17 protein-coding genes are annotated in these 17,742 nt (G+C 68.6%); 14 read left to right on the forward strand and 3 right to left on the reverse strand.

Annotated elements, in window-relative coordinates; all coding sequences use genetic code 11:
* Window positions 1–89 precede the first annotated feature (89 nt).
* Both MYF83_RS25355 and MYF83_RS25360 read left to right on the forward strand, forming a co-directional pair.
* Entirely contained in the window at window positions 90–2,651 is a 2,562-nt protein-coding gene (locus MYF83_RS25355) for a DUF4118 domain-containing protein (RefSeq protein ID WP_248963199.1), read from the forward strand.
* Window positions 2,648–3,316, forward strand: a complete 669-nt coding sequence (locus tag MYF83_RS25360; protein WP_248963200.1) for a response regulator — start codon at window positions 2,648–2,650, stop codon at window positions 3,314–3,316. The genes MYF83_RS25355 and MYF83_RS25360 overlap by 4 nt, the downstream gene beginning before the upstream one ends.
* Before the next feature lie 51 nt (window positions 3,317–3,367).
* Here the strand turns inward: MYF83_RS25360 and MYF83_RS25365 are convergent, their stop codons facing one another.
* On the reverse strand, window positions 3,368–3,745 hold the full coding sequence (locus MYF83_RS25365) for an ArsR/SmtB family transcription factor (protein ID WP_248963201.1): 378 nt from the start codon (window positions 3,743–3,745) through the stop codon (window positions 3,368–3,370).
* A gap of 58 nt (window positions 3,746–3,803) precedes the next feature.
* Here MYF83_RS25365 and MYF83_RS25370 point away from each other — a divergent pair, with 58 nt between their 5' ends.
* On the forward strand, window positions 3,804–5,807 hold the full coding sequence (locus MYF83_RS25370) for a heavy metal translocating P-type ATPase (RefSeq protein ID WP_372500235.1): 2,004 nt from the start codon (window positions 3,804–3,806) through the stop codon (window positions 5,805–5,807).
* A 214-nt stretch (window positions 5,808–6,021) separates the two neighbouring features.
* On the opposite strand, the gene MYF83_RS25375 is transcribed toward MYF83_RS25370, so the two are convergent.
* Entirely contained in the window at window positions 6,022–6,579 is a 558-nt protein-coding gene (locus tag MYF83_RS25375; RefSeq protein ID WP_248963202.1) for a YciI family protein, read from the reverse strand.
* Between the two features lie 287 nt (window positions 6,580–6,866).
* Here MYF83_RS25375 and MYF83_RS25380 point away from each other — a divergent pair, with 287 nt between their 5' ends.
* The gene (locus MYF83_RS25380; protein WP_248963203.1) at window positions 6,867–7,277 is read left to right on the forward strand and encodes a hypothetical protein; all 411 of its coding nucleotides are present in this window, start codon (window positions 6,867–6,869) and stop codon (window positions 7,275–7,277) included.
* 15 nt (window positions 7,278–7,292) lie between these two features.
* Entirely contained in the window at window positions 7,293–7,712 is a 420-nt protein-coding gene (locus tag MYF83_RS25385) for an SAV_915 family protein (protein WP_308201503.1), read from the forward strand.
* 318 nt (window positions 7,713–8,030) lie between these two features.
* Here MYF83_RS25385 and MYF83_RS25390 read toward each other — a convergent pair whose 3' ends face one another.
* Window positions 8,031–9,077 (reverse strand): magnesium transporter CorA family protein, encoded by a 1,047-nt coding sequence (locus MYF83_RS25390; RefSeq protein WP_248963205.1) that lies wholly within the window; start codon window positions 9,075–9,077, stop codon window positions 8,031–8,033.
* 365 nt (window positions 9,078–9,442) lie between these two features.
* On the opposite strand from MYF83_RS25390, the gene MYF83_RS25395 reads away from it, so the two are divergent.
* From MYF83_RS25395 to MYF83_RS43015, 9 genes are all read left to right on the forward strand, one after another.
* On the forward strand, window positions 9,443–11,008 hold the full coding sequence (locus MYF83_RS25395) for a beta-N-acetylhexosaminidase (RefSeq protein ID WP_279340006.1): 1,566 nt from the start codon (window positions 9,443–9,445) through the stop codon (window positions 11,006–11,008).
* Window positions 11,005–13,620 carry a glycoside hydrolase family 2 protein gene (locus MYF83_RS25400; protein ID WP_248963206.1) on the forward strand — a complete coding sequence of 872 codons (2,616 nt, stop codon included), beginning with the start codon at window positions 11,005–11,007 and terminating at the stop codon, window positions 13,618–13,620. The genes MYF83_RS25395 and MYF83_RS25400 overlap by 4 nt, the downstream gene beginning before the upstream one ends.
* A gap of 118 nt (window positions 13,621–13,738) precedes the next feature.
* Complete coding sequence (locus MYF83_RS25405; protein ID WP_248963207.1) at window positions 13,739–13,933, forward strand: hypothetical protein; 195 nt, start codon at window positions 13,739–13,741, stop codon at window positions 13,931–13,933.
* A gap of 241 nt (window positions 13,934–14,174) precedes the next feature.
* Window positions 14,175–14,456, forward strand: coding sequence for a heavy-metal-associated domain-containing protein (locus MYF83_RS25410; RefSeq protein WP_248963208.1), 282 nt, complete (start codon window positions 14,175–14,177; stop codon window positions 14,454–14,456).
* A gap of 127 nt (window positions 14,457–14,583) precedes the next feature.
* On the forward strand, window positions 14,584–16,011 hold the full coding sequence (locus tag MYF83_RS25415) for an MFS transporter (RefSeq protein WP_248963209.1): 1,428 nt from the start codon (window positions 14,584–14,586) through the stop codon (window positions 16,009–16,011).
* Between the two features lie 138 nt (window positions 16,012–16,149).
* Complete coding sequence (locus MYF83_RS25420; protein WP_248963210.1) at window positions 16,150–16,431, forward strand: metal-sensitive transcriptional regulator; 282 nt, start codon at window positions 16,150–16,152, stop codon at window positions 16,429–16,431.
* A 21-nt stretch (window positions 16,432–16,452) separates the two neighbouring features.
* The gene (locus MYF83_RS25425) at window positions 16,453–16,665 is read left to right on the forward strand and encodes a heavy-metal-associated domain-containing protein (protein WP_248963211.1); all 213 of its coding nucleotides are present in this window, start codon (window positions 16,453–16,455) and stop codon (window positions 16,663–16,665) included.
* 200 nt (window positions 16,666–16,865) lie between these two features.
* The gene (locus MYF83_RS25430; protein WP_308201502.1) at window positions 16,866–17,603 is read left to right on the forward strand and encodes a DUF8832 domain-containing protein; all 738 of its coding nucleotides are present in this window, start codon (window positions 16,866–16,868) and stop codon (window positions 17,601–17,603) included.
* A 13-nt stretch (window positions 17,604–17,616) separates the two neighbouring features.
* Window positions 17,617–17,742: cation transporter (locus tag MYF83_RS43015; RefSeq protein ID WP_279340030.1), on the forward strand; the 126-nt coding region annotated here is incomplete at its 3' end.

Below are 17,742 nucleotides of genomic sequence, written 5' to 3' on the forward strand. Positions count from 1 at the left end.
AGCGAGGGAGAGCGAAGAACGAGCACTCCCCGGCGCCAGGGGAAGCCACCGGCTGCCGGCGTCCGAGCCGCGCGAGCGGAGCGAGCACGATGAACTCGGCGCGCGGGCGGTTGCGGATCTATCTGGGTGCGGCCCCCGGTGTGGGCAAGACCTTCGCGATGCTCGGTGAGGGACGCCGGCGCCTGGAGCGCGGGACCGACGTGGTGATCGGATTCGTCGAGACCCACGGCCGACCCCGTACCGCCGCGCAGGCGGAGGGCCTGGAGATCGTCCCGCGGAAGACCATGGTCTACCGCGGGACGAGCTTCACCGAGCTCGACGCCGACGCCGTCATCGCACGCCGGCCGAAGCTGGCGCTGATCGACGAGCTCGCGCACACCAACGTGCCGGGATCGAAGAACGCCAAGCGCTGGCAGGACATCCACGACATCCTCGACGCCGGAATCGATGTCGTATCCACGGTCAACATCCAGCACCTGGAGTCGCTCAACGACGTCGTCCAGCAGATCACCGGGGTGCCGCAACGGGAGACCGTGCCCGACGAGGTCGTCCGGCAGGCCGACCAGGTGGAAATCGTCGACATGGCCCCGGAGGGGCTGCGCCGCCGGATGGCCCACGGCAACATCTACCCACCCGAGAAGATCGACGCGGCTCTCTCGAACTACTTCCGCGTCGGCAACCTGACCGCCCTGCGCGAGCTGGCCCTGCTGTGGGTCGCGGGAAAAGTCGACGACCAGCTCGACCGCTACCGGGCCGACCACGGCATCGCCGGCACCTGGGAGGCCCGCGAGCGCGTGGTGGTGGCGCTCACCGGCGGCCCGGAGGGCGACACGCTGGTGCGCCGGGCTGCCAGGATCGCCGCCAGGACCAAAGGCGCCGACCTGCTCGCCGTGCACGTCACCCGCTCCGATGGTCTGAGCGGGGCCGACCCGGCGAACCTGTCGCGGCAGCGCACCCTGGTCGAGAGCCTCGGCGGCACCTACCACCAGGTCGTGGGCGAGGACGTGCCACGCGCTCTGCTCGACTTCGCGCGCGGCGTCAACGCCACCCAGCTCGTGCTCGGCGCCTCCCGGCGCGGCAGGTTCGCCCAGCTGTTCTCCCGGGGCGTCGGGGTCACGACCACCACGCTCTCCGGGTCCATCGACGTGCACATCGTCGCCCACGCCGAGGTGAGCAAGGGCGCCCGGCGTGCCCGCTCAAGGGCCGCGCTCACGCGCACACGCCGGTTCCTCGGCTGGGGAATGGCACTACTGATCATTCCCGTGCTGACTGCCGTGCTGGTCCCATGGAGGGACGATCTGACGCTGCCCAGCGAGATCCTCCTGTTCCTGCTGATGGTGGTCTGTGTCGCTCTGGTGGGCGGCATGTGGCCCGCCATCACCGCGGCCGTGACCGGCTTCCTGCTGCTCAACTACTACTTCACCCCACCGGTGGATCAGTTCACCATCTCCGACCCGGAGAACCTGTTCGCGCTGAGTGTCTATGTGCTCGTGGCCGTCATGGTGAGCGCCGTCGTCGATCTGGCGGCGCGGAAGACCAGGGAAGCGGTTTACGCGACCGCGGACGCCGAGGTGCTGTCCACCCTGGCCGGGCATGTGCTGCGCGGGGAGGCGGCGCTGCCGTCGTTGCTGGCGCGGCTGCGTGAGACCTTTGGCCTGACCGCGGTCACGCTGCTGGAACGGATCGGTGAGCCCAGCCCTGACGACAAGTCGGAGCCCGAGGCGTGGCGGATCGTGGCCACCTCCGGCGGGGCGCCCTGTACGTCTCCGGGTGTCGCGGACTCCGACGTCACCATCGACGAGGACCTGGTGCTTGCGGTGCGAGGACGGCTGCTGGACGCCTCCGACCGCCGGGTGCTGGAGGCGTTCGCCGCCGAGGCCGCCGTCGCCTTGCGCCAGGAACGGCTGCGCGAGCAGGCCGAGCAGGCCAAACCGCTGGCCGAGGCGGACAAGATGCGTACAGCCCTGCTCGCCGCGGTCAGCCATGACCTGCGGAGCCCGCTGGCCTCGGCCAAGGCCGCCGTGGACAGCCTGCGTAACACCGACATCCAGTGGAGCGAGGAGGACCAGCAGGAGCTGCTGGCCACCGCCGACGAATCGCTGATCAAGCTCGACCGGCTGGTGGCCAACCTGCTCGACATGAGCCGCCTGCAGGCGGGCGTGCTTGGTCTGACCCTGCAGCCGGTCGCCGTCGAGGAGATCGTGCCGCGCGCGATCGACGACCTGGGCCCGATCAGGGATCGCGTCGAGGGCGACATCTCCGTCGAACTCCCGGACATCGTCGCGGATCCGGCGCTACTGGAGCGGATCCTGGTCAACGTGATGAGCAACGCGGTTCGCTACAGCCCCGTCGGGACCAAGGTTCTCATCACCGCTAGCTGGCACGGCGACCATGTCGAGATCCGCGTCATCGACCGCGGTCCCGGCATCCCGCCTGAGGCACATGACCGGATCTTCATGCCCTTCCAACGCCTGGGCGACCGCGACAACCACACCGGTGTCGGCCTCGGCCTCGCGCTCTCCCGGGGGCTGGCGGAGGCGATGGGCGGCACCCTCGTTCCGGAAGAGACACCAGGGGGAGGTCTCACCATGATCATTACGCTGCCGATTTCCTCGCGGACGCACGCCGAGCCCATCGAGGAGATCGCGTGACTCGCATCCTCGTCGTCGACGACGAACCGCAGATCCTGCGGGCACTGCGCATCAATCTCGCCGCCCGGCACTACGAGGTGGCCGTCGCCGCCGACGGGAGCTCCGCCCTGCGAGGGGCGGCCGACTGGCAAGCCGACCTGGTCGTGCTCGACCTCGGGTTGCCTGACATGGACGGGGTGGATGTGATCCACGGGTTGCGTGGCTGGACCGCCGCACCAATCATCGTTCTTTCAGGGCGGGCCGGTAATCAGGACAAGATTGACGCTCTGGACGCCGGAGCAGATGACTACATGACCAAGCCGTTCAACATCGAGGAACTGCTCGCCCGCATTCGGGCGGTGACCCGAAGAGCCGCCATACAGGAGTCCGAGCTCGCTCGCATCCAGATCGGCCACCACACGGTGGACCTGACCGACAAGACGGTCTCTGGTGATGTACGACTTACGCCTACCGAATGGCACATGCTGGAGCTCCTGCTGCGCAACCCCGGCAAGCTGATCAGCCAGCGGCAGATGCTCACCGAGGTGTGGGGCAGGAACCATCTCAAAGAGACCCACTACCTGCGCCAGTACATGGCGCAGCTTCGCCGCAAGCTTGAGCCGGACCCCAGCCACCCCGTGCACCTTCTCACCGAGCCGGGCATGGGCTATCGCTTCAAGCCCTGAGCGACGAAGCGAAAGCCTCCCCGGACACCCTTGTCAAGACGGCGCATGTGCCTACCTGACAGTGGACCCTTCGACGGTGGCGTGGCCGGGTGAGGGGTGCGGGTCGTCGTCGCGGTCGATGTGGTCGGCGTGGTAGATGCCTTGGGTGAGCAGGCGGCGTACGTGGTCGTCGGCGGCGCTGTAGTAGACGAAGGTGCCCTCACGGCGGCCTTTGACCAGCCCGGCCAGGCGGAGTTTGGCCAGGTGCTGGCTGACCGCGGTCGGCGCGGCGTCGGCGAGTTCGGCTAGGCAGGCGACGTTGGACTCGCCCTGCAGCAGCGCCCACAGGATTTTGATGCGGGTGGGGTCGGACAGCAGCCGGAACGACTCGGCGGCCAGGTGCACCTGTTCCTCGTTCGGCATATCGAAGTCCGGCAGCGACGTGTGCATGCCCCCAGCATACCCCGCGACCTGTCTGTTTGCGTATCTTCGTGAATACGCATATACGATGGGTTCGGTGACAACAGAACTGAGAACTCTCATCGCCGGCGAGGCCGGGGCCGCGGCTCCGGCCCGGGCCACATCGTCGTGGCGGTCTGGGATGTGGTCGCTGCCGGAGGTGCGCTGGGCAGCGGCCGCGACAACCTTGTTCGCCGCCGGCGGCATCACGCAGCTGGCCGGGGCGCCCGCCTGGCTGTGGTGGAGCCTGTACCTGTCCAGTTACGCGGCAGGCGGGTGGGAGCCGGGCCTGGCCGGGCTCAAGGCGCTGCGCGAGCGGACGCTGGATGTGGACCTGCTGATGGTCGCCGCGGCGATCGGCGCGGCCGCGATCGGGCAGGTCTTCGACGGTGCGTTGCTGATCGTCATCTTCGCAACCTCCGGAGCGCTGGAGGCGCTGGCCACCAAGCGCACCGAGGATTCGGTGCGCGGCCTGCTGAACCTGGCCCCTGATCAGGCCACCCGCCTGACCGACGCCGGTGAGGAAGTCGTCGACGCGGCCGTCCTTGAAGTCGGTGAGGTGATCCTGGTGCGGCCCGGGGAGCGCATCGGCGCCGACGGACAGGTGCTGTCCGGGGCCAGCGCCGTCGACCAGGCCTCCATCACCGGCGAGAGCCTGCCGGCGGACAAGCACCCCGGGGATGAGGTGTTCGCCGGCACGTTGAACGGCACCGGCGTGCTGCGGGTGCAGGTGACGCGACCGGCGGGTGAGACGGTGATCGCCCGGATCGTGGCGATGGTGGAGCAGGCCAGTGCCACCAAAGCGCGCACCCAGCTGTTCATCGAGAAGGTCGAGCAGCGCTACTCCGTCGTCATGGTCGCCGCCACGCTGGCGTTGTTCGTCCTGCCGCTGCTGTGGGGGGTGGGAGTGCAGGACAGCCTGCTGCGCGCGATGACGTTCATGATCGTGGCCTCGCCGTGCGCGGTGGTGCTGGCCACCATGCCGCCGCTGCTGGCCGCCATCGCCACCGCCGGCCGGCACGGCGTGCTGGTCAAGTCGGCCGTGGTGATGGAACAGCTCAGCACCGCCACGGCGGTGGCCTTCGACAAGACGGGCACGCTGACCGAGGGCCGCCCGCACCTGACCGGTGTGCATGTCCTGCCCGGCGCCGACTTCGCCGAGGAGCAGCTGCTGGCGCTGGCGGCCGCGGCCGAGCAGGGCAGCGAGCATCCGCTGGGGCGCGCCGTGGTGCAGGCCGCCCGCGAGGCCGGCCTGACGCTGCCGGCCGCCGACGCTTTCAGCTCCGAGCCCGGGCGCGGCGTGCGGGCCCGCGTCGATGGCCACCTGGTCGAGGTCGCCAGCCCCGCCCATCTGCTCGACCGCGGCGGCAGCGACGTCGGCGCAGCAGCGGTGGTGGCCGACCTGCAGGACGGCGGGCACACGGCCGTGGTGGTGCGCGTGGACGGTGTCCTGGCCGGGGTGCTCGCGCTGGCCGACCGGATGCGGCCCGGCGCCGCCGAGACCGTGGCACAGCTGACGGCCCTGACCGGGGCCGCGCCGGTGCTGTTGACCGGCGACAACTGCCGGGCCGCGGCCCGGCTGGCGGCGCAGGCGGGCATCAGCGAGTTCCGCGCGGACCTGCTGCCGGCCGACAAGGTGAGCGCGGTGCACGAGCTGCAAGCCGGCGGCAGGAAGGTGGCGCTGGTCGGCGACGGCGTCAACGACGCTCCCGCGCTAGCCTCCGCGCATGTCGGCATCGCGATGGGCCGTGCCGGATCCGACCTGGCCCTGGACACCGCCGACGCGGTCATCACCCGCGACGAGCTGGCCACCGTGCCGGCCGTGATCGCGCTGGCCCGCCGGGCCCGCCGCCTGGTGGTGGCCAACCTCGTCATCGCCGCCACCTTCATCGCCGTGCTGGTGGCCTGGGACCTGTTCGGCGACCTGCCGCTGCCGCTGGGCGTGGCCGGGCACGAAGGTTCCACCGTCATCGTCGGTCTCAACGGACTGCGCCTGCTGCGCACCGCCGCCTGGCGACGCGCCGCCCAGAGCCCCGCGGGTAAGGGACGCTGAAGAGCGCCCTGCACACCGGCCACATCGGCCGACCCCTGTCACACCGCCGGCGGGGCGGTCGCCCGCTCCGCGGGCTTCCAGCTCACCCCAGCGCCGCTGATCAGCCGGGCGGGTGCCCGTGACCCGCTGCACACCTTGCCCAAAAGCCGCAATGCATGATCGCTAACTCGCACTCGGTGTCATGCACAACCAACGCCACCTGGAAGTCCTCGGGTTATGACGGCCGCCCGCCGAACTGCCAGTTGTGCACCTCGATGTCCGCGTACCGGTCCGCGGTCAGGATGGTGCGTGCCATGTCCGCGTCCGGCGCCCGGACCAGCGCCGCCGTGCCCAGCCAGGTGGCGCCGTTGTCGGACAACAGCGGCCCATAGGCGATCAGCACGTCCCTGTTGGGTGGCACGGCGATGTCGGCAGCCTGCCCCGTGCCGAGGCCAAGCACCAGGTACCGGTTGCCACCGGCCCGGCCGCCGGGGAAATCCCACATGGTGCGCCCCAGCGTGTTGCGCCACCGTCGCACCAGCACGTCCCGGTATACGCCGGCCTGGTAGTTCGGCTCGTCGAAGGCGAACGCACGGGCGGTGACGGGATCGGGAAGGTCGACGATGTGCACGCTGCCGGTGGGTGTGTCGCCGTCGTCGGCGAGGGTCGGGCCCCGGGCGATCATCTCCTTCGCGTACCGGTCCATATAGGACCAATGCTCTTCCAGTAGCTCGTCGCGCAGCGCTACGGAGCCGGGCCGGTCGCGGTGATAGCAGAAGAACTCCATGCCCATAGTTTGCACCCACCCCACCGACAGATCGCCGCGCACAAGGCGTTCGGGAAACGATCGTTCACGTTACATAAAGATCATCATTGCGCTCCCGCAGGTCACCTCTGTAACACATGCCGTGTACGCGCCTATGTGACGCGCAAACCCCTTCGCGTCACGCTTTGATCACGAGAATCGGGAGCGCTGGCACCCCGACGTGGAACTCGTGCAGATCTTCGACGCCCACCGCCGCCAACCCCCGCAGGCATGATTCCCGGACACCGCTCGCGTTACTGATCACCGGCGGTTTCGTGACGGTCATCGTGACCTGCGTGGCCGACGCGGTGGTGTTCCAGCCGGTGGAGATCGGGGCACGCGTCGCCACCATGGCCATTGTCATCGGAGTGTTCGCGACGACGGTGCGCAATCTGGCCGGTGCCTTGGCGACCGCTGCCCTGGCATGGCTGTTCGTCACGGGCTTCCTGGTGAACACCGACGGTGAGTTGACCTTCGCCCGGCCAGAGGATGTCGCCAGGTTCGGGGTGCTGGTCGGTGCCGCGTTGGCGGGCACTGCCTGCCGTGCGCTTCGCGACCTGTATCGCCGTTCTCGTCGCACCCGAGGTCCCGCACGCGTGCGCGACAGCATGCGCCGTCCGCCAGTCCTGGCCGGTCGGCTGCATGGGAGGAACACCTCGGTCAGGGGCTTCGGTCCGAAGCCGTGACGCTTGCTGCTCCCGGTGATCGATGCCGTCAATGTCGCGTCAAATGTCAAAGGGTCTCCGTCAGAATCCCGTCACGATCGCGCTAGCAGACGCGAGCGGGGTCTAGCGTTGCTCTTTGTCGGGTTCGTCCCCAAAGGACCCGTTCGCCAGGAGGAAGTCATGTCAAAGCAGGCCCAACCCCCGTTAGTCGTCCCCGTCCGAGTGGGCGCGGTGACGCAGTCGTTGCGGTTGTTCCGGACGGTGAACGGCACCAGAACGGCGGTTGCGTTTTCGTCACCGGCGCGCCTGATGGCGGTGCTCGGTTCTGACCAGCGCTGGATCCACCTCAGCGAGTCCGCCCTGCGCAAGATGATCGAGGACCTGGATCTTGAGGGCATCGTCATCGATCCCTCGGGATCCTTCTCCAACCGCGTCGCCGAGCGACAGGCGGCCTGAGGTGATGACCATCGGCGATGCGGTCGACGCGCTCCGCCGGGCCGGCGCCGGGACGATACACCCAGCTCATCGCCCGAACCGTACTGGGTCTCGGAGAGTCGTCTTCCTGCCGACGTCCACCCCGGCGATCTTGTCGTAGTGGTAGTGCTGTTTCGTCCGAGACCGCTCCCGGCTATTTGGGGCCGTGTTTGGGCGGGGATGGTAGCCAGCGCTCGACCATGTGCCAGGGTGGTGGTCCTCCCACGAGCGATTCGAGCGGCTCGTTCTTCCGATCCAGGGACCGCCTCGCCGCGTTGACGAACCCGCGGCTGGGCTCGATCAGAGCCATCCTCGCCGCTTGAACACCATGTAGAGCGTCAGGGACAGCACCGCCATCAGCACCAGAGCCATGGGATAACCGAGAATCCAGTGCAGTTCGGGCATGTGGTCGAAGTTCATGCCGTACACCGTGCCGATGAAGGTGGGAGCGAAGAGGATCGCCGCCCACGCGGAGATCTTCTTGATCTCTTCGTTCTGCGTGTAGCTCGCCTCGGTCAGGCGCTTGACCTCCGCGCTCTGCGCCTGGCCGATCAGCGCGGACTTGATGGTGAGGACGGTCTGGTAGAACTCGATCACCCCCTGGAGGTACTCCCTTTCGCCGTCGGCCAGGCTGCGGACCCGGTCGAACTGGTCGGCGATGTCGGCCACGAGCCGTTGTCCTCCGCGGGATATCCGGGTGAGGCCGCTCATCCTGCCGTAGATGGCGCCGCTCAGGGCGCCCATGGTGCGCACGGCGAGCAGCCCGTGGCGGGCGCGGAACAACTCGTTGAGGAAGTCCTCGGGATCGCCGACCTGCCCGCCCGTCACCCGCTGTTCCAACTGCCACACATCGCTGGTCACCGTCTCCACGTAGTCCTCCTGGCTGCGGATGAGGGTGGTGACGATCGCGTACGACAGTTCGAACGGCGTGGTGGGGCGCAGGCGCCCCGCCTGTATCCGCGCGAGCACCGCGCGGGTCTCGCGAAGGGCTGCTCCCGGCGCGACAGCGGGGTTGACCGGTCCGTGGACGGTCACCAGGTAGTTCCGGCCGACGAACTGGTCGAGCTCGATGTAGTGCACATGCCCGCGCTCCCCTCCTTCGGGGCTGTGCAGGACGACGAACACGTGGTCAAGGTAGGCGTGCATCTTGGGAACGCGGTTGCGCTCGACGCAGTCGTGGATCGCCATCGGGTGGAATCCGAACACCTCCGACAGCACGCGCGCGGCGTCTTGGTCGCAGCTTGGGATGTCCACCCAGACCAAGCCGTCCTCGCGTTCGAGCAGCTCCGGGAGCTCTTGGAGGGGACGCTGTTCCACCCCCTCGTCATTGACCAGGCGAACATCCATCTGGTTCACACCCCCTCAAGGCGATCCGGCCGCAGGCCGGTCCGGTGCCGCCGGACCGGCCTGCCGCGGCCCTACCGGCTCGATGATGCCAGGCGACGGGTGAGGGCAACTGCGGCAGGGCTTGCCGGTCTCGTTCTTGACCCTGACGTAGCGCACGGTGAGGCCGTCCGAGCCGTCCAGGTCGGACAGCGTGACCGTGCGGCAGGTGGAAGCGAAGCCCGCGCCCGTCCAGGTCCCTGCCGTCGGTGAGGGCGGGGCCATTAAGCAAGGTCCTTTACTATTAGATCGGATCTGCTTATCGTGAGGCTACGGCCGGCGGGGGCAGCGGCGACCACGCGACATCGGATCCCAGCGGAGGCCCTGCCTTGAGCATCCGTCGTCTCCTCGCACTACTGCCGTTCTTCCTCCTCACCCTCCTTCCCGCCGGGCCCCCGGCGACGGCCGCGGCCGTCGTGGCGTTCGGCACCGTCGTTCCCGTGCCGGTCACCTCCACCGTGACCACCGGGGTGACCTACGGCATCACCGCCTCGACCGCTGTCTACGCGGATCCGGGCGCCGAGGGCATCGCCGAGCGGCTCGCCGCGCTGCTGCGCCGTTCCACCGGCTACCCGGTGCCGGTGTCCGCCGCGCCCGGCGTCGGCGGCGTCTCCCTGCTGCTGTCCGGGGCTCCGGCCACGGTGGGGGCCGAGGGTTACCAACTGGATGTGACCGCCGCCTCGATCGTCATCCGCGCCACCGGGCTCGCCGGGCTCTCCAACGGGATCCAGACGCTGCACCAGCTCCTGCCCGTCGCGGTCGACGCCGCGACGGTCCAGCCGGGCCCGTGGCCGGTGCCCGGCGGTCACATCGTGGACTACCCGAGGTTCGGCTACCGGGGCGCCATGCTCGATGTGGCCAGGCACTTCTTCCCGGTGTCCGCGGTCGAGCGTTACATCGACCAGCTCGTCCTCTACAAGATCAACTATCTGCACCTGCACCTGTCCGACGACCAGGGCTGGCGCATCGCGATCAACTCATGGCCGAACCTCGCGACCTACGGCGGCAGCACCGCGGTCGGCGGAGGCGCAGGTGGGTACTACACCCAGGCCGACTACCAGCGGATCGTGTCCTACGCGGCCGCCCGCTTCGTCACGGTCGTTCCCGAGATCGACATGCCCGGCCACACCAACGCCGCACTGGCCTCGTACGCGCCCCTGAACTGCGACGGCGTGGCCCCGCCGCTGTACACCGGCACCGACGTGGGCTTCAGCTCGCTGTGCACCTCCAAGGAGCTCACCTACTCCTTCATCGACCAGGTCGTCGGGGAACTCGCCGCCCTCACGCCCGGCCCGTACCTGCACATCGGCGGTGACGAGGCCGCCTCCACCGCGCCCGCCGACTACGCGGCCTTCATCAACCGGGCCCAGCAGATCGTCGCGGCGCACGGCAAGACCGTCGTCGGCTGGCACGACGTGACCAAGGCCACCCCGCTGCCCTCCACGCTCGCCCAGTACTGGGGCACCACGACGAGGGACGCCGCGGTGCAGACGGCCGCGCAGAACGGCACCAAGCTCATCATGTCCCCGGCCAACCGCGCCTACCTCGACATGAAGTACAACTCCCGCACCCCCCTGGGCCAGAGCTGGGCCGGGTACATCGACGTCAAGACCGCCTACGGCTGGGATCCCGGCGCCTACCTGACCGGCGTCCCCGCCTCCGCGGTGCTCGGCGTCGAGGCCCCGCTGTGGACCGAGACCATCACCACCAGCGCCGACATCGACTACATGGCGTTCCCGCGGCTCCCGGCGATCGCGGAACTCGGCTGGTCGCCTTACAGCACCCACAACTGGACGGCCTTCAAGCAGCGGCTCGGCGCACAGGGCCCGCGCTGGCACGTCATGGGCGTCAATTACTACCACTCCGCGCAGATCTCCTGGCCAGGCGGTTCATGATGCGTCGACTTCTCGCCATCGTCGTCTCCACTCTCACGCTGATCCTCGCCATCGGCGCCGTTGACGCCCGTGCGGCCACCGTCGCCTCCGCCGAGCTGACCGCGGGCTGGGCGCTGCGATCGGCCACCGGGCTGGCCGACACCGGCGCGGCCGTCTCCCAGGTCGGCTACGCCACCCCGGGATGGACCCCGGTCTCGCTGCCGTCCACGGTGCTGGCCGGGCTGGTGGCCGGCAACGTCTACCAGAACATCTACTTCGGCCAGAACCTGAAGAACGTTCCTGACCTGACCGGGCAGGACTGGTGGTTCAGGGGTGAGTTCACCGCCTCGGCGGCCTCCCCTGGGCAGGTCTACTGGCTGCGCTTCAAGGGAATCAGCTACCGCGCCCAGATCTGGCTCAACGGCGTTCAGCTCGACGCCAACGCCGTCGGCACCATGGTGGCCCACGAGTACAACGTGAGCGGCGTCATCCGTCCGGGCGCGGCCAACGCCCTGGCCATCCGTGTGACACCGCCCGCCCACGGCTGCGAGGACCTGTCGTTCTGCACCGTCGACTGGAACCCCGAGGCCCCCGACATGAACGCGGGCCTGTGGGGCAGGACGCTGCTGGACACCACGGGGCCGGTCGCGCTCCGCGACCCTTACGTCAAGACGGTCCTACCGCTTCCGGCCACCGACGCCGCCGACCTCACCGTCTACGTCGACGCCGTCAACGCCACCGCGGCCCCGGTCACCACGACGATAAGCGGCACCATCTCCAAGGCCGGCCAGCCCAGCATCCCGATCAGCCAGACTGTCACCCTCAACGGAGGCGAGCGGCGTGAGATCGCCTTCGCGCCCGTCCACGTCACCAATCCCGTCCTGTGGTGGCCCTACCAGTTCGGCTCTCCCGAGCTGTACCAGCTCAGCGTGTCGGCGGCGGCGAGCGGGGCGACCTCCGACACCAAGGCGATCGACTTTGGCATCCGCCAGTTCACCGACTACCGCACCACCGTCAACGGCACCTCCTTCGCCGGCTACAAGGTCAACGGCCGGAACATCATGTTCCGTGGCGGCGGCTACATGTGGGACATGCTGCAGCGCTGGGACTCAAGGACCAACGCCGCCCACGTCAAGTACGTCAAGGACATGGGCCTCAACACCATCCGCCTGGAGGGCACCCTCGGCAACGAGGAGCTCTACGACCTGGCCGACAAGGCCGGCGTCATGATGATGCCGGGCTTCGTCTGCTGCAGTGCCTGGGAGAACGACAGCGGGTGGTCGTCCGAGCAGGCCCAGGTCGCCGTCGCCTCCCTCAACACCCAGATGCGCGCCACCCGCGCCCATGCCAGCAGCTTCCTGTGGACCTACGGCAGCGACCAGCCGCCGACCGCCGCCCACCTGACCGCCTACAAGAACGCCGCCGCCGCCCTTCACTGGCAGAACCCCACTCTCGACAACGTCGCCACCTGGTCGAACGCGAACGCGGGGATGAAGATGGACGGGCCCTACGTGTGGGAGCCGCCCGTGCTGTGGTGGGACACCACCAAGGCGGGCAGCGCCTTCGGCACCACGGGGGAGGAGGGGACCGAGTCGCCACCGCCACTGGAGAGCCTCCAGCGCTTCCTGGCCCCGGCCGACCAGTGGCCGATCGGCGCCGCCTGGAACTACCACGCGGGCAAGGCCGGCAGCGTCTTCGACAACACCACGCCGTTCACCACCGGGCTCAACGGCCGGTACGGCACGGCCACGAGCGCCGCAGACTACTCGCGCAAGGCCGAGCTGCAGAACTACGAGAACACCCGGTCGTTCTTCGAGGCGTGGAACTCCCATGAGTACACCCAGTCCTTCGGCACCATCTTCTGGATGCTCAACAGCGCCTGGCCCTCGGTCCACTGGAACCTGTACGACTACTACTTCAAGCCCGGCGGCGGATACTTCGGCACCAAGAAGGCCAACGAGCCGGTGCACATCGCCTACGACTACGCCACCAAGAAGGTGTTCGTGGTCAACTCCACCCTCGCGGCCCGCTCCGGCCTCACCGCGACGGCGACGCTGTACAACATCCCTGGCCTGGCCCAGAAGTACAGCACCTCGGTGCCCTTCACCGCCGCGGCGAACTCCTCCACCGAGGTCCTGACCGTCCCGGCCGTCACCGGCCTGTCGACCAGCTACTTCATCCGCCTGCGAGTCAGGGACGCCGGCGGGGCGACGGTCAGCGACAGCCTGTACTGGTACTCCACGACCGCCGACGTCCTCGGCAACAAGAGCAACTGGTACCGGACCACGCCGAAGACCTCCGCCAACCTCACCGGACTGAACAGCCTGCCCGCCAACCCCGCCCTGAACGCAACGGTCTCCAGGACCATCTCCGGCGGTCAGGAGAGCGTCGCCATCACCCTCACCAACGGCAGCGCGACGAACCTGGCCTTCTTCCTCCGCCCCGAGATCACCGCGGGCAACGGCGGAACCGAGGTCGTCCCTGTCACCTACACCGACAACTACCTGTCCCTGTGGCCGGGGGAATCCACCACCGTCACCGCCGCCTACCAGACGGCCGACCTCGGTGGTCAGGCCCCTTACCTGCGCCTGCGCGGATACAACACTCCCACCACATCCATCCCCGTGCCCTGACCCGGCGTAGCCGGCGTTCCGGGACGGCCGCTCCGGAACGCCCGGCACCCGTGCGGGCTCACGATGTCACCCGCCGCGAGGCCCGCCGGCCCAACTTCAACGACCGCCACGTCGAGCATTGAGGACCTCCTGGCATGGTGGTTCACAACAGTTACGCCTGGACGAATCCGGCAAGCAGGACGGTGACGCCGCAGATCTCGCCGACGATCCGTGCGGACATGAAGGCAGCCGTGCCGCGGACGGGATGGCGATCCTCATGGCCGAGCTGCGCATCGAGGCCCCGCCGAGCGTGGTGCAGACCAGCATCAGTTGACCGCCTGCTCGGCAGGCACCCCCGCGCCCGCTGATATACCCCCCTGCTGTAGCAGAGCCGTCGGTCTACCCCCGGGATATCGGTCCGCCGGCTGGAGCCCGGCATCGTCCTTCTTGCCGCAGAGGGTCGTCTTCGCCTTTGACAGCACCCCCGGGGGGTATGTTACGTTCCTTCACATCCGCTACCCCTATGGGGTATGTCTTAAGCCTTCCCTGGAGGGACAGGCAGAAAGGGGAATGTCATGTGCACGGCGTGTTCGTGCGGTACCCAGGACAGCACCGGCACCACGACGCGGCTCGCTACCGATGAGGGCGCTGGGCGCGTCTACTCGGTCAGCGGGATGACCTGCGGCCACTGCGTGTCATCGGTTTCGGCGCAGATCGGCAAGGTCGAGGGCGTCAGCGACGTCCAGGTCGATCTGGCCGGCGGCGCCGTCATGGTGAGCGGGTCGGGCTTCTCCGACGAGCAGATCCGTGCGGCAGTGAAGCAGGCCGGCTACGAGCCGGCAGGGACCGGGGCCTAGCGGCAGAAGGTGGGCGTGCACGGGCATGCACGCCCACCTGCGGGGCCGGTCCGATTTCGACATCACACCCGAACCCCCTTATCGCATCCTGCCATCGGCGGCGGGTGCGAGGAATCAGGAGTACGGCATGGACGCCGTCAACCCGCGCCGCTGGCAGGCACTCATCGTGCTCGCCGCGGCGCAGTTCATGGTCATCATGGACACCTCGATCATCGGGGTCGCGCTGCCTGACATGCAGCGCGATCTCGGCTTCACCCAGGGCAGCCTGCAATGGGTGTTCAACGCCTACGTCATCGCCTTCGGCGGCCTGTTGCTGCTCGGCGGCCGCCTGTCCGACCTGTTCGGCGCCCGGAAGGTCTTCACCATCGGCTGGATCATCCTGATCGCCGGATCCGTGGTCGCCGCGGCGGCCGGTGGGGCATGGGTGGAGATCCTGGGACGGGCGGTGCAGGGCATCGGCGGGGCGCTGATCGCCCCGGCCGCGATGACCCTGCTCATGATGCTGTTCGGAGGCAACCCCCGCGAGCTCGGCAGGGCCATGGCCCTGTACGGCGCCGCGGCACCCGCCGGCGGCACCGCCGGAGTGTTCCTCGGCGGGGTCATCACCCAATACCTGAGCTGGCCGTGGGTGTTCATCGTTTACATCCCGATCGGCCTGGCCACCCTGTCCGCCGTCCCGGCGCTGCTGCCGGCCATGGCGGGCAAGCGCGGTTCGGTCGATGTGTTCGGTGCCATGGCGGTCACCGCCGGCATCGCCCTGGCCGTCTTCGCGATCGTACGAGCTCCGGAGCAGGGCTGGGGTTCGGCCGCCACACTCGGTGGCCTCGCAGCGGCCACCCTACTGCTGGCGGTATTCCTGCTCATCCAGCGCACCGTCCGGCAGCCGCTCATGCCACTGGCGATCTGGAGGACGCCGGGCCTGGCCACGGCCAATCTGGCGATGGCGCTGCTGGGGGCTGCATGGATCCCCATGTGGTACTTCCTCAACCTCTACCTGCAGCAGGTGCTCGGCTACGGAGCCTTTCCCAGCGGCGCGGCGCTGCTGCCGATGACCGTCGCCATCATGCTGTTCATGATCGCCATCACGCCGCGCCTGCTCGGTCGCGCGGGCGCCAAGCCGCTCATCGCCGGCGGGTTGTTCGTCCTGGCGGTCGGAGTGGCGGGGCTGTCGCCGGCCCGGGCCGACGGAGCCTTCGTCACCGGCGTGCTGCCGGCCTCGTTGATCGCCGCGGTCGGGATGTCCCTGGCCTACATCCCGGCGATGATGTCGGCCATGTCCGGCGCTCGTCCGCAGGACAGCGGGTTGGCCTCCGGCATTGTCAACACCACCTACCAGGTCGGCTCGGCCCTCGGCCTGGCGATCATGACCGCCGTCGCGACCTCGCGCGGGGCCGCCGCGCTGGGGGACCCGTCCAAGCTCACCGCCGGGTTCGGCTCGGCCTTCATCGGCGCGGGCGCCGTTGCGGTGCTCGGCGCGGCACTGAGTTTGCTGCTCATCCGCAAGCCGAAGCCCGCAGTGCCGAGCAGTGATCAGGCCGCCTCTGTGCGGGTGTAGACGTCCGGGAGGGGCGTGGCGCTGAGCATGCGCCCCTGCCCGGCTTCTGCGGCACAGAAGGACAGGGGAGCCGGAGATCGGAATACCCTATAGGGGTATCACGTTTCTAGTTGTCGACAGCGTGAGAGGGGCAGACAGATGGCTGGATACACCCACGCCAAAGAGGACCACCTGCGCAGGTTGCGCCGGGCCGAAGGGCAGGTTCGTGGCCTGCAGCGGATGGTGGAGGACGACAAGTACTGCATCGACATCCTCACTCAGGTCTCGGCGGCCACCAGTGCCCTGCAGTCCTTCGCCCTGTCGCTACTAGAAGAGCACCTGGCGCACTGCGTGGCCGAGGCGACCGTCAAGGGCGGCCCGGAAGCGGACGCCAAGATCAAAGAGGCGTCCGACGCCATCGCCCGGCTCGTGCGTTCCTGACCAGTCGAAGGAGAGATCGATATGACCACCGCCACCTACACCGTTCAGGGAATGACCTGCGGACACTGCGTCAGCTCGGTTAAGGAGGAGGTCGGCGAGGTGGCCGGCGTCAGCGGCGTCGAGGTCGACCTCGCCACCGGGCTGCTGACCGTCACCAGCGACGACCCCGTAGATGCAGCGAAGATCGTTTCAGTGGTCGAAGCGGCGGGGTACCAGGTGGTGGATCCGTCATGAACACGCCCACCAAGCTCGGTAGCTACCTGCTGGGTGTCAGTGTCGTCTTCGGTAGCGCGTTAGGCATTGGCCGGGCGGTGGGACCGGTTGGGGCACCTGCGGCCGGCGACCACTCCACAATGGCGGCACCGACGGCGAGCGAGGGACATGGGCAGCAGGCCATCGAGCAAGCGAACGAGGTAGCGCCCGGGGGGCTTGAAGTGTCGGCGGATGGCTACACCCTCACCCCGCTCACCACGACGATCAAGCCGGATACACCCACAGACTTCCGCTTCACCCTGACCGGGCCCAACAACAAGCCGGTCACCGATTACCAGGTCCAGCACGACAAGAAGCTGCACTTCATCGTCGTCTCCCGCGACCTGAACAGCTTCCAGCACCTTCACCCCGTCGAAACGGGCGGAGGCGTCTGGTCGGTGAAGCTCACTCTGCCGGCGGCAGGGGCCTACCGCGCCTTCGCGGATTTCGCGCCCGCCGGTGGCGATGGCCTCACTCTGGGCACCGACCTGCTCGTAGCAGGTGACTACGCCCCTGAACCGCTCCCGCCCACCAGTCGTACGGCGAACGTCGACGGCTATACGGTCACCCTGGATGGTGACCTGATCCCTGGCAAGGCGAGCAAGGTCACCCTCACCGTCAGCAAGGACGGCCACCCCGTCACCGACCTGCAGCCCTACCTCGGCGCCTACGGCCACCTGGTGGCACTGCGCGCCAGGGATCTGGCGTACCTCCACGTTCACCCCGACGGGGAGCCCGGCGACGGCACCACCAGGTCCGGACCCGAGATCGTCTTCTACACCGAGGTGCCCAGTACGGGGAACTACCGGCTGTTCCTGGACTTCCAGCACGAGGGCGAGGTCCGCACCGCCGGGTTCACCCTTTCCGCCGACCAGACGACACCAACCTCCACGGTCGCTCCTGGCGATCACGGCCACTGAGGGGAGACAGAGCATGTCTTCGGTCACCGAACAGAAACCGCCGGGCGCCGGCGGCTCGGTCGAGCTCTCGATCGGCGGCATGACCTGCGCGTCGTGCGCCAACCGCATCGAGCGCAAGCTCAACAAGCTCGACGGCGTG

The organism is Sphaerisporangium perillae (assembly GCF_023276435.1).
GTDB lineage: Bacteria > Actinomycetota > Actinomycetes > Streptosporangiales > Streptosporangiaceae > Sphaerisporangium > Sphaerisporangium perillae.

Excerpts from the sequence above, each read along its gene's own strand:
- MYF83_RS25355 (WP_248963199.1), top strand. The coding sequence starts at position 90 with ATGAACTCGGCGCGCGGGCGGTTGCGGATCTATCTGGGTGCGGCCCCC.
- MYF83_RS25425 (WP_248963211.1), top strand. The coding sequence starts at position 16,453 with ATGACCACCGCCACCTACACCGTTCAGGGAATGACCTGCGGACACTGC.
- MYF83_RS25415 (WP_248963209.1), top strand. The coding sequence starts at position 14,584 with ATGGACGCCGTCAACCCGCGCCGCTGGCAGGCACTCATCGTGCTCGCC.
- MYF83_RS25420 (WP_248963210.1), top strand. The coding sequence starts at position 16,150 with ATGGCTGGATACACCCACGCCAAAGAGGACCACCTGCGCAGGTTGCGC.
- MYF83_RS25370 (WP_372500235.1), top strand. The coding sequence starts at position 3,804 with ATGGGTTCGGTGACAACAGAACTGAGAACTCTCATCGCCGGCGAGGCC.
- MYF83_RS25375 (WP_248963202.1), bottom strand. The coding sequence starts at position 6,579 with ATGGGCATGGAGTTCTTCTGCTATCACCGCGACCGGCCCGGCTCCGTA.
- MYF83_RS25390 (WP_248963205.1), bottom strand. The coding sequence starts at position 9,077 with ATGGATGTTCGCCTGGTCAATGACGAGGGGGTGGAACAGCGTCCCCTC.
- MYF83_RS25410 (WP_248963208.1), top strand. The coding sequence starts at position 14,175 with ATGTGCACGGCGTGTTCGTGCGGTACCCAGGACAGCACCGGCACCACG.
- MYF83_RS25365 (WP_248963201.1), bottom strand. The coding sequence starts at position 3,745 with ATGCACACGTCGCTGCCGGACTTCGATATGCCGAACGAGGAACAGGTG.
- MYF83_RS25400 (WP_248963206.1), top strand. The coding sequence starts at position 11,005 with ATGATGCGTCGACTTCTCGCCATCGTCGTCTCCACTCTCACGCTGATC.